Origin of the sequence: Pseudoduganella sp. RAF19, from assembly GCF_052114165.1 — a bacterium.
GTDB lineage: Bacteria > Pseudomonadota > Gammaproteobacteria > Burkholderiales > Burkholderiaceae_D > Rugamonas.
Genome location: NZ_JBFREF010000002.1, coordinates 340,096 through 353,055 on the forward strand (window position 1 = coordinate 340,096; position 12,960 = coordinate 353,055).

Here is a 12,960-nt window from a genome sequence, read left to right on the forward strand (position 1 = left end):
AAAAGCGAGTGGCAGGCACATCGTGCCTGCCACTCGGGTTACGGTTTAGCGGTGGATGACGACCAGGAGCCCTTTGGCTTCGGTCTTGGCGGGATTGCGGATAGCGTGGTGCTGGTCCGCCGGATAACGCGCGGTGGAGCCAAGCTTGATCTTCTTCTTGGTATTACCGACTTCCAGCTCCATCGAACCGTGTAGAAGCGTCAAGTGCTCGGTGGTGCCGGGATCGTGGGGCTGGGACACCAGCTCGCCGCCCGCCGCCAGCGTCAGTTCGTACCACTCATATTTACCGGCCAGTTCCATCGGCCCCAGGATGCGCAGGATATAGCCTGCATGCGCGCCGGGCAGGGTAGGCGTTTCGTGCGCATCGACCACTTTTATCGTTTCGACATTTCTTTCCACATCCGACAGCAGTTCGCCGATGGCCACGCCGAGCGCATTGGCCAGGCGCCAGGTGATGGCGATGGTGGGATTCGCCTTTTCACGCTCGATCTGGGACAGCATCGACTTCGACACACCGGCGATGCGGGACAAATCTTCCAAGGTCAGGCCGCGCGCGAGGCGCAGGCGCTGCAGGGTGGCGCCCACTTCGGGCGGTGCATTACTGGCAACAGTCGGTTTCACGCTTGCAGAGTTCAATATAGTAAAGTAGGATTCGGTATATTGAATCCGTGTTCAGGATAGTGGATTTCTGAAGAATCAGTGGAATAAGAGTAAACTTTAGAATCCACCCGGTCAACACATATATACAGAGGATGATCATGAGCCAAGCGACCAATGCGTTTTACACCGGACTGAAACAGAGCCTGGAAAAGCTCCAGCAAGAGGGTCTGTACAAGCCGGAGCGCGTGATTGCGTCCCGCCAGGGCGCTGAAGTGGTAGCCGAAGACGGCCGCACCCTGATCAATATGTGTGCCAATAACTATCTGGGCCTGTCGGGCCAGGAGTGGGTGGCGCAGGCTTCCATTGCCGCCACTGAAAAATACGGCTATGGCCTGTCCTCCGTGCGTTTCATCTGCGGCACCCAGACCGTGCACAAGCAGCTGGAGCAGGCGATCTCCAAATTCCTGGGCACTGAAGACACCATCCTGTACGCGGCCGCTTTCGACGCCAACGGCGGCGTGTTCGAGCCGCTGTTCGACGAGAACGACGCCATCATCTCCGATGCGCTGAACCACGCCTCCATCATCGACGGTATCCGCCTGTGCAAGGCTGCGCGCTTCCGCTACGCCCACAACGATATGGCCGACCTAGAAAAGCAGCTGCAGGCCGCTGCCGACAAGCGCCACAAGATCGTTGTGACCGACGGTGTGTTCTCCATGGACGGCACCATCGCCAAGCTGGACGAGATCGTTGCACTGGCGGAGAAATACGGCGCGCTGGTGATGATCGATGAGTGCCACGCCTCCGGTTTCATGGGCAAGACCGGCCGCGGCACCCACGAACACCACAACGTCGTCGGCAAGATCGACATCATTACCGGCACCCTGGGCAAGGCGCTGGGTGGTGCGATGGGCGGCTTCACCTCCGGCCGCAAGGAAGTGATCGACACGCTGCGCCAGAAATCGCGTCCTTACCTGTTCTCGAACACCCTGGCCCCATCCATCGCCGGCGCCTCGCTGGAAGTGCTGAAGCGCCTGTCCGAATCGACCGAACTGCGTGATCGCCTGCATGAAAACACCGCTTACTTCCGCAAGGAGATCGAGCGTATCGGCTTCACCATCAAGCCAGGCACTCATCCGGTCGTGCCGGTGATGCTGTTCGATGCGCCAGTCGCACAAAAATTCGCGGCACGTATGTATGAACTGGGCGTGCTGCTGTCGGGCTTCTTCTATCCAGTGGTGCCAATGGGCCAGGCGCGCGTGCGCGTGCAGCTGTCCGCCGCCCATACCCGCGAGCAGCTGGACAAAGTCCTGGCAGCATTCGAACAGGCTGGCAAAGAACTCGGCATCATCAAGAATTAATCGGAATTACAGGAATCAAACATGGAACGCATCCTCGTCATCGGCGCAAACGGTCAAATCGGCAGCGAACTGGTCGAAGCGCTGGCAAAGCAGCACGGTACCGACAATGTCATCGCCACCGATATCAGTCCAAAGAACCTTTACAACGCAGCCCGCTATCAGGTGCTGGACGTGATGGACAAGGCGGCACTGGAAAAACTGGTGGCCGACGAAAACATCACCCAGGTTTACCAGTTGGCCGCCATGCTGTCCGCCACCGGCGAGGCAGCGCCGCTGAAGGCGTGGGATCTGAACATGGATGGCCTGCTGAATATCCTGGAAGTGGCGCGCGTGCGCGGCGAGCAGGGCAAGCCGGTACGTATCTTCTGGCCGTCTTCCATCGCGGCGTTTGGCCCGAACACGCCGCAGCAGAACACGCCGCAGATGACGGTGATGGACCCGACCACGATTTACGGCATTTCCAAGCTGGCCGGCGAGCGCCTGTGCGAATACTACTTCCTGAAGTATGGCGTGGATGTGCGCTCGATCCGCTACCCGGGCATCATCAGCTTCAAGTCGCCTCCAGGCGGCGGCACGACCGATTACGCGATCGCCATCTTCCACTCGGCTCTGCGCGGCGAGCGTTACGACTGCTTCCTCGGCCCGAAGACCACGCTGCCGATGATTTACATGCCGGACGCGATTCGCGCCACCATCGAATTGATGGAAGCACCGGCGGAACAAATCAAGATCCGCTCGTCCTACAATGTGGCGGGCGTGTCGTTCAATCCGGAAGAGCTGGCGGCGGCAATCACCCGTGCGGTGCCGGAGTTTAAGATCGCCTACACTCCGGACAGCCGCCAGGCCATTGCCGACAGCTGGCCGCAAAGCCTGGACGATTCCAAGGCTACCGCGGACTGGAACTGGAAGGCCCGCATCGGCGTGGAAGAGATGGTGAAGGACATGTTGGCAAATATCGACGTAAGCCTCAGCAAGGCGGCGTAAATCGATCGGCGGGCCACAAGCCCGCCGTTATTCATTATAAAGAGAGACAAATTTATGGACATGAGTGTTTTCGACCTTTTCAAGATCGGTATCGGGCCTTCCAGCTCGCATACCGTGGGCCCGATGGTGGCGGCACGCCGCTTCCTGGTCGAGAACAGTCCGCTGGACGATGTCGTTGAAGTGGAAGCGGAGCTGTTTGGTTCCCTGGCACTGACCGGCGTCGGCCACGGCACCGACAAGGCCGTGATCCTCGGCCTGATGGGCGAAACGCCGCAGGGCGTGAATCCTGACGCGGTGAACAGCATGCTGGCGGCCGCTGAAGAGGCGAAGACCCTGAAGCTGCTGGGCGAGAAAGCCGTGCCGTTCAGCGCTACCACCAACCTGATCTTCCACAAGACCGAAAATCTGCCGGAGCACCCGAACGGCATGCGCTTCGCCCTGAAGCGCGCGGACGGCAGCACGCTGCGCAAGGTGTATTACTCCATCGGCGGCGGCTTTATCCGCGCTGAAGGCGAGCAGGCAGGCACTGATGGCGCGCCAGGCGCCGCACTGCCGTACCCATTCGACACCATGGCCGATCTGCTGGCCCATGGCGAGCGTACCGGCCTGACCATCCCGCAGATGCTGCGCGCGAATGAGCTGACCCGCATCGGTGATCAGGAGCTGGACGCCGGTATCGATCGCATCTGGAACGTGATGCGCGACTGCATCCAGCACGGCCTGGAAACCAATGGCCAGTTGCCTGGCGGCCTGCACGTGAAGCGCCGCGCCGCCGACCTGTGGCGCCAGGCGCAAAAGCCGGACAAGGCCGACCATCTGCCGCACGATGCACTGAACGGTGTCAGCCTGTACGCGATGGCCGTCAATGAAGAAAACGCCGCCGGCGGCCGCGTCGTCACGGCGCCGACCAACGGCGCAGCGGGCATTATTCCGGCAGTGCTCAAATATTATGCAGAGGACTGCAAGCCGCAAGATCCGGTCACCGGCGTCCGCAGCTTCCTGTTGACCGCAGCGGCGATCGGCATGCTGTGCAAGCGCAATGCGTCCATTTCCGGTGCGGAGATTGGCTGCCAGGGCGAAGTGGGCGTGGCCTGCGCGATGGCCGCTGCCGGCCTGGTGGCTGCGCTGGGCGGCACCAACGCCCAGATTGAGAATGCCGCCGAAATCGGCATCGAGCATCACCTCGGCATGACGTGCGACCCGATCGGTGGCTTGGTGCAGATTCCCTGCATCGAACGCAATGGCATGGGCGCGGTGAAGGCGATTACCGCTGCATCGCTGGCCTTGAAGGGTGACGGCACGCACTTTGTCTCGCTGGACGAGGTCATCGAAACCATGCGCCAGACCGGCGCGGACATGCAGGCCAAGTACAAGGAAACCTCGCTGGGCGGCCTGGCCGTTCACGTGGTGACGGTGAATCACCCGGCCTGCTGACCAAAACCCGGGGCGTAAAACAAGTGGCTGCCACGCCGTGGCAGCCACTGGGGTCACGCCTATGGTTTTTGGCACTATAATAGAAATCCGTCGAACCTTGCTCAACCGGATTTCTTACTTTATGCAATACGTGTCTACCCGTGCCGACGCGTCGGCCGCAGCAAAATCCCCACAGCATTTTTCCGACATCCTTCTGGGCGGCCTGGCACCTGATGGTGGCCTGTACCTCCCGTTTGAGTATCCTCAGATTAGCGACGCCGAGCTGACCGCCTGGCGCAAGCTGTCCTACGCCGACCTGGCCGTAGAAATCCTGAAAAAGTTCGCCACCGATATCCCGGAAGCAGACCTGAAGGCGCTGGCCCACAAGACCTACACCGCCGACGTATACCGCAACGCCCGCAAGGACGAGAAATCTGCCGACATTACTCCGCTTCGCGTACTCGAAGAGAACGCAGGCAAAAAACTGGTGCTGCAGGCACTGTCCAATGGCCCCACGCTGGCCTTCAAGGACATGGCCATGCAACTGCTTGGCAACCTGTTCGAATACACGCTCGCCAAGCATGACGCCCAACTGAACATCTTCGGCGCGACTTCCGGCGATACCGGTAGCGCCGCCGAGTACGCGATGCGCGGCAAGAAGGGCATTCGTGTCTTCATGCTGTCGCCGCACAAGAAAATGAGCGCCTTCCAGACCGCGCAGATGTTCTCCCTGCAGGACCCGAACATCTTCAACATCGCAGTCGAAGGCGTGTTCGATGATTGCCAGGACATGGTCAAGGCAGTCTCGAACGATCTGGAATACAAGAACCGCCAGAAGATCGGCACCGTCAATTCGATCAACTGGGCGCGTGTGGTTGCGCAGGTGGTGTACTACTTCCGCGGCTACCTGGCGGCCACCACGGCCAATGACCAGAAGGTGTCGTTCACCGTCCCCTCGGGTAACTTCGGCAATATCTGCGCTGGCCATATCGCCCGCCAGATGGGCCTCCCGATCGACAAGCTGGTGGTTGCAACCAACGAAAACGACGTGCTGGACGAATTCTTCCGCACCGGCGTGTACCGTGTGCGCAAGTCGGCTGAGACTTATCACACCACCAGCCCGTCGATGGACATCTCGAAGGCGTCCAACTTCGAGCGCTTCATTTTCGACCTGACTGCCGGCGACGGCAAGCGCGTGCGCGAACTGTTCCATAAGGTCGAAACGGCGGGCGGCTTCGACCTGTCCGGCAAGCCCGGCAGCGATGGCGACGAGTTCAAGCTGGTGTCCAAGTACGGCTTCAAATCCGGCAAGTCCACCCACGCCGACCGCGTACAGACCATCCGCGACGTGGCCGACGATTACGGTATCGTGATCGACACCCACACCGCCGACGGTATCAAGGTCGCCAAGGGGTTCATGGAGCCTGGTGTGCCGATGATCGTGCTGGAAACGGCGCTGGCTGCGAAGTTCAACGAAACCATTCTGGAAGCGCTGGGCGAAGATGCCGAGCGTCCTGCAGGTTTCGAAGACATCGAAAAGCTGCCGCAGAAGTTCGTCGTCATGCCGCCGGACGTGCAAAAGATGAAGGCGTATATCGCCGAAAACACCGGACTGTAAGCAATGAACAAACCCCAAGCGAAGCCCATGCTGGCAGTGAAGGAAGCTCTCGACTTCCTGCTGTCTGCCGCGCGTCCTGTCACCGAGATCGAGACGGTCAACACCCTGGCGGCCAATGGCCGCGTGCTGGCGAAGTCGCAAGTCTCGGGCATGAACGTGCCCGGCGCCGACAACACCCAGATGGACGGGTATGCCGTACGCTCGGCCGATTGCGCCGGCGGCAGCGCTTCGCTGACGGTTTCTCAACGCATTCCGGCGGGCCACGTGGGGCAGCCGCTGCTGCCTGGCACGGCAGCCCGCATCTTTACCGGCGCCCTGATTCCTGAAGGCGCCGACGCGGTGGTCATGCAGGAGCAGTGCGAGCTGAATGGCAATGTGGTGACGATCCGCCACACGCCAAAGTCCGGTGAATGGATTCGCCGGGCCGGCGAAGACATTACCAATGGCAGCGTGATCCTGCCTGCGGGCACGCGCATGGGCAGCGCTGAAATGGGTCTGGCTGCTTCGGTGGGCCTGGCCGAACTGCCCGTGAAGCGCAAGCTGCGCGTGGCGGTGTTCTTCACCGGCGACGAGCTGGCGATGCCGGGCGAGCCTTTGCCGCCGGGCGCCATCTACAATTCCAACCGTTTCACGCTGCGTGCGCTGCTGGAAAACATGGGCTGCGAAATCAGCGATTTCGGCATCGTGCCGGATTCGCTGGACGCTACCCGCGCTGTTCTGCGCAAGGCTGCCGATGGTAATGACCTGATCATCACCTCCGGCGGCGTCTCCGTCGGCGAGGAAGATCACATCAAGCCTGCCGTGGAAGCGGAAGGCAAGCTGAATATGTGGCAGATCGCCGTCAAGCCGGGCAAGCCGCTGGCCTTCGGCGAAGTACAGAACGCATTCTTCCTCGGCCTGCCGGGCAATCCGGTGTCGAGCTTCATTACCTTCCTGCTGTTCGTGCGGCCGTTTATCCTGAAACTGCAGGGCGTATCCGAAACTCTGGCGCCGCGCAGCTTTGCCATGCGTGCCGACTTCAGCTGGGCTAAGCCGGACCGCCGCAACGAATTCCTGCGCGTGAAAATCAATGAGAACGGCGGACTGGATCTGTTCCCGAACCAGAGCTCCGGCGTGTTGACGTCAACCGTGTGGGGCGATGGCCTGATCGACAATCCGCCGGCCCAGGCCATCCAGGCCGGCGACGTCGTACGCTTTATTCCATTTGCCGAACTGCTGCACTGAGATGGACATCACCCTGAAATACTTCGCCAGTGTGCGGGAAGCCATTGGCCAGCCGAGTGAGCGCGTGTCGCTGCCGGAAGGCGTGAATACGGTTGGCGGCGTACGCGCCTGGCTGATCCAGCGCGGCGCGCCGTGGGCGGAAGCGCTGGCCGAAGGCCGTGCGCTGCGCATGGCCTGCAACCAGGCCATGTGCGGCCCGGAGACTGCTATCGCCAGCGGCGCCGAAGTGGCGTTCTTCCCGCCGGTAACGGGCGGGTAGGGCGGATCATTGATCCGCCGTCCGGCGCTTTGAAATATCCTCACAGGCCGAGCAGCTCATGGCCTTTTTAAAGCGGCGGTAAGCCGCGCCAACGAAGATGGCTGCCGCACTGGCGGCCCAGGCGGCGGCACTGAGGTAATCCGCGGCGGTTGCCGACTCTTTGGCATATTCGACCAGCGCGAGAATGCCGAACAGCGGCGCAGCGGCCATCAGATAGCGTTTGATCCAGAATGCAGCGCCCATCGAAGCCTCCTCATTGTGGTGGGGCCAGTATACAATGCTTCCCCTTATGAGCAGAAATCAACAATCGGTGGCCGTGATCGGCGGCGGGCCTGCGGGCCTGATGGCGGCACAGGAGCTGGCTGCGGCCGGTCTGCGCGTGGACGTGTACGACGCCATGCCGTCCGTCGGCCGCAAGTTCCTGCTGGCGGGACGCGGCGGCATGAACATCACGCATGCCGAGGATTACGAGCGCTTCGTGACGCGCTACGGCGCTCGAGCGGGTGAGCTGCGTCCGATGCTGGATGCGTTCGGGCCGCAGCAGGTGCGCGATTGGGTGCATAGCCTGGGCATCGATACTTTTGTCGGCACGTCCGGCCGTGTGTTCCCGACCGAGATGAAGGCGGCGCCAATGCTGCGCGCCTGGCTGCACAAGCTGCGCGAAAGCGGCGTCCACTTCCATCAGCGCCATCGCTGGATTGGCTGGGCGGACGACGGCGCGTTGCGCTTTGAGTCGCCGCAGGGCGAGATCGCTGTGCGCGCCGATGCCACCGTGCTGGCTCTGGGTGGCGCGAGTTGGGCGCGGCTGGGCTCCGATGGCGCGTGGGCGCCGGTGCTGGCCGAGCGCGGCGTCGAGGTGGCGCCGCTGCAGGCAGCGAATTGCGGCTTCGATGTGGGCTGGAGYGAACATTTCGCTTCCAAATATGCGGGGCAGCCGCTGACTACCGTTGCTATCGGTGGCAAGAAGGGGCAGTTCGTGGTGACCGCGACGGGTGTCGAGGGCAGTTTGATTTATGCGCTGTCGGCGGGGCTGCGTGATCGCATCACGGCCGAGGGCAGTGCCGTGATCGAGCTGGATCTGCTGCCGGACCTGCCGCCGCAGCGCGTGCTGGATGAGCTGAGCCATCCGCGCGGTTCGCGCTCGATGTCGAGCCATTTGCAGAGCCGCCTGCATATCAAGGGCGTGAAGACAGGGCTGCTGCATGAGGTGCTCAGTAAGGATGAATTCCATGATGTCGACTGCGTGGCACGTACGCTGAAGGCGCTGCCCGTGCGCTTGCAGGCGCCGCGTCCGGTCGATGAAGCGATCAGCAGCGCGGGCGGGGTGAAGTTTGAGGCACTCGACGGCACCATGCTGCGCGCGGTGCCGGGGGTGTTCGTTGCGGGGGAGATGGTGGACTGGGAAGCGCCGACGGGCGGATATCTGCTCACTGCCTGCTTTGCCAGCGGCCTGGCCGCTGCGCACGATGCGGCGCGGTGGTTATCAGAACCAAGGGCGTGAAGCTGGTGGCAGCCACCTCGTGGCTGCCACCTGGTTTCTGCCTCGGGTGTTCAGCGCTCCCACGTCACGCTGCCTGAGCCCGAGCGGCTCACGTTTCGATCACCGGGATTGCCATACACCCTGATATCCCCGCTGCCGCGCACCGTCACATCTGCGCTCTGGCGGGCGAAGACGTTGGTGGTGCCGGAGCCGTCCAGCTTGACGGTCACGGCGTCGGACGCCATGTGCTGTGCATCCAGATCGCCTGAGCCGGTCAGTTCAGCGCTCAATTCCTTGCAGCTGCCGCTCGACGTAATCGCGCCGGAGCCCACCATTTCCAGCGCCACTTTCTCGCTGGTGCCGGTATTCAGATTCAGATCACCGCTGCCGTGCACGCCCGCATCGACTTCGCGATAGCGGCCATTGAAGGTCAGGTTGCCGGAGCCCTGCAATTGCAGGGCCAGTTTCTCGCCATTGAAGCCATTCACAGTGCTCTCGCCACTGCCATTCACCACCAGTTCCTGCAGCGAAGGCAAAATCAGCTCAACCTGAATCGGGCGGCGATGATGGAACAGCATGCCTTTGGTGCCGATGCGCAGGGTGCTGCCGTCCTGCGTGGTATCGATATTGCCCAGCAGCCGCTGTTCGCCGCGCACCTTCAGCGACGGCACATCGCCTTGCTTCAACGTCAGATCGATGGGGCCAACCAGCTCCACCATGGTGATGCCGGCGCCGATTTCGCGGATTTCGGTGCGCGGCGCGCGGCCTGCCGCGCTGGTCGGATTGGCGATGCCGTTGGCGCGCAGGGCGCCGTAGGAAACGCCCGTCAGCACGACGGCCAGCAGCAGCATGCTGATGGCGACTTTAACGAGGGATCGAATGCTCATTTGCGATCTCCTTTCAGCAGCGCGAAGTTCATCTGCACATAGCGCTTGATGCCGACGATCGTGAATTTGGTAATGACGATGCTCAGGAGGCTGAGCATGATGCCCATCAGGACAATGCCCGCACCGATGGCGGTCTGGGTGGTGCGGGAGGCGCTATCCAGGTCGGTCGAGATGCGTACGCCGCTGTCGGCCACGGCTTCGGCGCTGTCCAGCAGGCGCTCGGAGTTACTGGTTTCGCCCTCCAGCTGCGCTTTCAAGCTTGGCGACGGTTCCTGGAACACTTGGATGCCGGTACTGCCGATGGACACCTTGGTCTGCATGCGCACATCAGGATCGCTGCTGCCGTCGTCGTCGTAGGTGACGAGATGCTGGAAGGGGCCGCTCAGCACCAGCTCATTGGCGCCGGCCAGGCCGCTTGCCGTGATGGCAATGCCGCCGACATAGAAAGCAAAGGCGCTGGCGTAGACAGCCATCAACAGGGCGGCGTACACCATTGCCGGAATGACCATGAACAGATTGAAGATGGCCAGACCGATAAGGGACACCAGCATGCGCGCAGCATTGACCGGACTGCGTTTCTGCTCGAATGCGTTGAGGTGGACGTTGGCCCGCAGGGTCATGGCGATTTTGCGCGGTTCATCCAGATCCGCAGCGATTTCCTGCTCGGTGCGGCCCGCGGCCAGGCCATCGATGAAGCGCTGTTCGTAGAAGGCCAGGGTGCGCGCGACCGTTTCCGGCGGCAGGCCTGCCATGGCTTTCTTCAATGCTTCAAGGTATTCGTACTTGCCCATTAACAACTCCAACGTTCCATGACTCCATTGTGCAAATGTACGGATTTGTAGCGCGAGCTGCGACCGGTATGCGACAGGCTGCAGTTTTGGCGGAGCAGGCGACCGTATTCAGGGACAGCCGGAGCATCAGCGCAGTACCGTTTGCAGGGATTGGGCTGCCGACATGCCGCTGCGGACGGCCATTTCGATGGTCGCCGGGTACTCGCCCGCCGTGTAATCGCCCGCCAAAACCAGGCCTTCCAGCGCGGTGGCGTTGTCAGGACGGGCCAGATCCGGCGTGCAGGCATAGGTTGCGCGCTTTTCGGTGATCACTTTGAACCATTCCGGGCGGCCCAGTTCCGGGCGCTGGAACACTTCCGCCAGCTGGACCGCGACTGCCTCGGCCAGCAAATCGTGGCCTTCACCGGCTGCCGAACTGGAGGCGCTGATGACCACGGCCAGCAGGCCTTTCTGCGTGGCGTCCAGTTGGCCACGGTCGAACACGAACTGGCCCCAGCGATGCGTTGTAGGATCGTCAATCAGGGCGAAGAAAGGCAGATCGAGGCCGATCTCCGGGCCGTATTGCAGGTAGCAGGTGGTGATCGGTTCCGGCTCGAAGGCCGTGAGTTGTTCGGCCAGGCTTGCCGTTTCGGCATGCTGGTGCAGCAGGACGGCCGTGGCAGCGGGCGAACCGGCCAGCACCACGGCATCGTAATAGGAAGTCCAGTTGCCGCCGACGGCGGAACCGTTGGCGTCCACGCGCCATGCGCGGCCCTGGGCTTCGGCATTGCCCGCGCTGTCGGCGCCGTTGGCGCGCAGTACGCCGGCGACCTTGGCGCCCATACGCACGGTGCAGCCCCGTTCCTGCAGCCATTTGGCGGCGGCATCGGGGAACAGGGCGGACAGGTCGGCGCGCGGAATCAGCATGTCCGACGCGGCGCGCCTGGCACCAAGGCTGTCGCGCAGCACGGCGAGGAAAACGTTGGCGGAGGCGCGTTCCGGCGGCGTGTTCAGCGCCGCCAGGCAGAGCGGACGCCACATCAGCTGGATCAGGCGCGCGGTCTGATCGAAGCGCTCCATCAATTCAGCCACACTGCAATCGGTGGTGAGCTTCCAGCCCATCCAGCGTGCGGTGGTCGAAAAGCGAGCGAGGCTCAATTTATCCTGGCGGTTCAGGCCTTTTGCGCGCAGCAAGGCCAGGCCCACGTGCAGCGGCGCGGGCAGGCGTGGCGCGACGAAGTCCATACCGCCATTGCCGGGCACGTAGCGCATTTGCAGCGGCAGCGTGAGCACGGCGGTGTTGAGGTCCACGCCGACGCAGCGCATCATGCGCAGCGTTTCGGCGTAAGCTCCCAGCATGATGTGCTGGCCGTTATCGAGGTCGCGCCGATCGGTGGAGATGCGGCGCGCGCGGCCGCCGAGCGTGCGGGCGGCTTCGAACACGGTGACCTGATGGCCGGCCTGCGACAGTTCCACCGCAGCGGTGAAACCGGCCCAGCCGCCGCCAACGACGGCTACATGCTTAGCCACGGACCCAGGTCTTCCAGGCCAGCCACAGTTTGCGGATCGGCGTCAGCGAGATGCGCTGCTTCAGCACGTGATAGCCGTCTTCCTGGATTTCGTTCAGGAGCGTGCGGTAGATGGCGGACATGATCAGGCCCGGACGTTGTGCGCGGCGGTCTTCTTTTGGCAGCAGGGCAAACGCTTCGTCGTAAGCCTTTTGCGCGCGATCGGCCTGGAAGGCCATCAGCTTCTGGAAGTTCTCGGTTTCGCGGGCATTCAGCAGATCGGCTGCGGTCACGTTGAACTGCTGCAGTTCGTTGATCGGCAGGTAGATGCGGCCTTTGCGCGCATCTTCGCCCACGTCGCGGATGATGTTCGTGAGCTGGAAAGCCAGGCCCAGTTTTTCCGCGTACTGCAAGGTTTCCGGACGCGTCACGCCAAAGATGCTGGCAGAAAGAATGCCCACCACGCTGGCTACGTGCCAGCAGTATTTGGCCAGGCCGGCGTAGTCCAGATAGCGGGTCTGATTCAGGTCCATCTCCATGCCATCGATGATGGCCTGCATATGTTCCTGTTTCAGGTCGTAGTTCTTCAGATGCGGCTGCAGCGCAAGTGTGACGGGGTGGCTTTGCTTGCCCTCGTACATTTGCGCGATTTCGTTGCGCCACCAGGCCAGCTTGATGCGGGCCAGGGATTCGTCGGTGCATTCATCGACCGTGTCGTCCACTTCGCGGCAGAACGCGTACAGCGCCGTGATCGCTTTCCGGCGTTCCGGCGGCAGGAACAGGAAGCTGTAATAAAAACTGGAACCGCTGGCTGCGGCTTTCTGCTGGCAGTATTCGTCTGGGGACATGGTCACTC

General features: G+C 62.1%; 13 protein-coding genes. 7 read left to right on the top strand and 6 right to left on the bottom strand.

All coding sequences use genetic code 11. From position 1 onward, the window contains the following. Nucleotides 1–45: 45 nt before the first annotated feature. Entirely contained in the window at nucleotides 46–621 is a 576-nt protein-coding gene (locus AB4Z19_RS06180; protein ID WP_442026938.1) for a helix-turn-helix domain-containing protein, read from the bottom strand. A 137-nt stretch (nucleotides 622–758) separates the two neighbouring features. On the opposite strand from AB4Z19_RS06180, the gene kbl reads away from it, so the two are divergent. The 6 genes from kbl to moaD all read left to right on the top strand — a co-directional run bounded on the left by kbl (nucleotide 759) and on the right by moaD (nucleotide 7,459). Further along, nucleotides 759–1,961 carry a glycine C-acetyltransferase gene (gene kbl / locus AB4Z19_RS06185; protein WP_442026936.1) on the top strand — a complete coding sequence of 401 codons (1,203 nt, stop codon included), beginning with the start codon at nucleotides 759–761 and terminating at the stop codon, nucleotides 1,959–1,961. A gap of 21 nt (nucleotides 1,962–1,982) precedes the next feature. After that, nucleotides 1,983–2,945 carry an NAD-dependent epimerase/dehydratase family protein gene (locus AB4Z19_RS06190; RefSeq protein ID WP_442026935.1) on the top strand — a complete coding sequence of 321 codons (963 nt, stop codon included), beginning with the start codon at nucleotides 1,983–1,985 and terminating at the stop codon, nucleotides 2,943–2,945. Between the two features lie 54 nt (nucleotides 2,946–2,999). Continuing rightward, nucleotides 3,000–4,379, top strand: coding sequence for an L-serine ammonia-lyase (locus tag AB4Z19_RS06195; protein ID WP_442026934.1), 1,380 nt, complete (start codon nucleotides 3,000–3,002; stop codon nucleotides 4,377–4,379). A gap of 121 nt (nucleotides 4,380–4,500) precedes the next feature. Then, complete coding sequence (gene thrC, locus AB4Z19_RS06200; protein WP_442026932.1) at nucleotides 4,501–5,976, top strand: threonine synthase; 1,476 nt, start codon at nucleotides 4,501–4,503, stop codon at nucleotides 5,974–5,976. 3 nt (nucleotides 5,977–5,979) lie between these two features. Further along, a complete protein-coding gene (locus AB4Z19_RS06205) occupies nucleotides 5,980–7,200 on the top strand; it encodes a molybdopterin molybdotransferase MoeA (protein WP_442034675.1) in 1,221 nt (406 codons plus the stop codon). 1 nt (nucleotide 7,201) lies between these two features. Beyond that, nucleotides 7,202–7,459 carry a molybdopterin converting factor subunit 1 gene (moaD, locus tag AB4Z19_RS06210; RefSeq protein WP_442026364.1) on the top strand — a complete coding sequence of 86 codons (258 nt, stop codon included), beginning with the start codon at nucleotides 7,202–7,204 and terminating at the stop codon, nucleotides 7,457–7,459. A 6-nt stretch (nucleotides 7,460–7,465) separates the two neighbouring features. Here the strand turns inward: moaD and AB4Z19_RS06215 are convergent, their stop codons facing one another. Next, nucleotides 7,466–7,702 (bottom strand): hypothetical protein, encoded by a 237-nt coding sequence (locus AB4Z19_RS06215; RefSeq protein WP_442026365.1) that lies wholly within the window; start codon nucleotides 7,700–7,702, stop codon nucleotides 7,466–7,468. A 46-nt stretch (nucleotides 7,703–7,748) separates the two neighbouring features. Between AB4Z19_RS06215 and AB4Z19_RS06220 the strand changes: the two genes are divergently transcribed. After that, the gene (locus AB4Z19_RS06220) at nucleotides 7,749–8,960 is read left to right on the top strand and encodes a TIGR03862 family flavoprotein (RefSeq protein ID WP_442026366.1); all 1,212 of its coding nucleotides are present in this window, start codon (nucleotides 7,749–7,751) and stop codon (nucleotides 8,958–8,960) included. A 50-nt stretch (nucleotides 8,961–9,010) separates the two neighbouring features. On the opposite strand, the gene AB4Z19_RS06225 is transcribed toward AB4Z19_RS06220, so the two are convergent. The 4 genes from AB4Z19_RS06225 to hpnD all read right to left on the bottom strand — a co-directional run bounded on the left by AB4Z19_RS06225 (nucleotide 9,011) and on the right by hpnD (nucleotide 12,952). Then, on the bottom strand, nucleotides 9,011–9,826 hold the full coding sequence (locus tag AB4Z19_RS06225; protein ID WP_442034677.1) for a head GIN domain-containing protein: 816 nt from the start codon (nucleotides 9,824–9,826) through the stop codon (nucleotides 9,011–9,013). Further along, complete coding sequence (locus AB4Z19_RS06230) at nucleotides 9,823–10,617, bottom strand: DUF1700 domain-containing protein (protein WP_442026368.1); 795 nt, start codon at nucleotides 10,615–10,617, stop codon at nucleotides 9,823–9,825. The genes AB4Z19_RS06225 and AB4Z19_RS06230 overlap by 4 nt, the downstream gene beginning before the upstream one ends. Nucleotides 10,618–10,743: 126 nt before the next feature. After that, nucleotides 10,744–12,126 (bottom strand): hydroxysqualene dehydroxylase HpnE, encoded by a 1,383-nt coding sequence (hpnE, locus tag AB4Z19_RS06235; protein ID WP_442034679.1) that lies wholly within the window; start codon nucleotides 12,124–12,126, stop codon nucleotides 10,744–10,746. Further along, complete coding sequence (gene hpnD, locus AB4Z19_RS06240; RefSeq protein ID WP_442026370.1) at nucleotides 12,119–12,952, bottom strand: presqualene diphosphate synthase HpnD; 834 nt, start codon at nucleotides 12,950–12,952, stop codon at nucleotides 12,119–12,121. The genes hpnE and hpnD overlap by 8 nt, the downstream gene beginning before the upstream one ends. Nucleotides 12,953–12,960: the final 8 nt, after the last annotated feature.

What these genes read in the sequence shown, in the direction of transcription:
- kbl (WP_442026936.1), top strand. Translation starts at nt 759, where the DNA reads ATGAGCCAAGCGACCAATGCGTTTTACACCGGACTGAAACAGAGCCTG.
- AB4Z19_RS06190 (WP_442026935.1), top strand. Translation starts at nt 1,983, where the DNA reads ATGGAACGCATCCTCGTCATCGGCGCAAACGGTCAAATCGGCAGCGAA.
- AB4Z19_RS06195 (WP_442026934.1), top strand. Translation starts at nt 3,000, where the DNA reads ATGGACATGAGTGTTTTCGACCTTTTCAAGATCGGTATCGGGCCTTCC.
- thrC (WP_442026932.1), top strand. Translation starts at nt 4,501, where the DNA reads ATGCAATACGTGTCTACCCGTGCCGACGCGTCGGCCGCAGCAAAATCC.
- AB4Z19_RS06205 (WP_442034675.1), top strand. Translation starts at nt 5,980, where the DNA reads ATGAACAAACCCCAAGCGAAGCCCATGCTGGCAGTGAAGGAAGCTCTC.
- moaD (WP_442026364.1), top strand. Translation starts at nt 7,202, where the DNA reads ATGGACATCACCCTGAAATACTTCGCCAGTGTGCGGGAAGCCATTGGC.
- AB4Z19_RS06215 (WP_442026365.1), bottom strand. Translation starts at nt 7,702, where the DNA reads ATGGGCGCTGCATTCTGGATCAAACGCTATCTGATGGCCGCTGCGCCG.
- AB4Z19_RS06225 (WP_442034677.1), bottom strand. Translation starts at nt 9,826, where the DNA reads ATGAGCATTCGATCCCTCGTTAAAGTCGCCATCAGCATGCTGCTGCTG.
- AB4Z19_RS06230 (WP_442026368.1), bottom strand. Translation starts at nt 10,617, where the DNA reads ATGGGCAAGTACGAATACCTTGAAGCATTGAAGAAAGCCATGGCAGGC.
- hpnD (WP_442026370.1), bottom strand. Translation starts at nt 12,952, where the DNA reads ATGTCCCCAGACGAATACTGCCAGCAGAAAGCCGCAGCCAGCGGTTCC.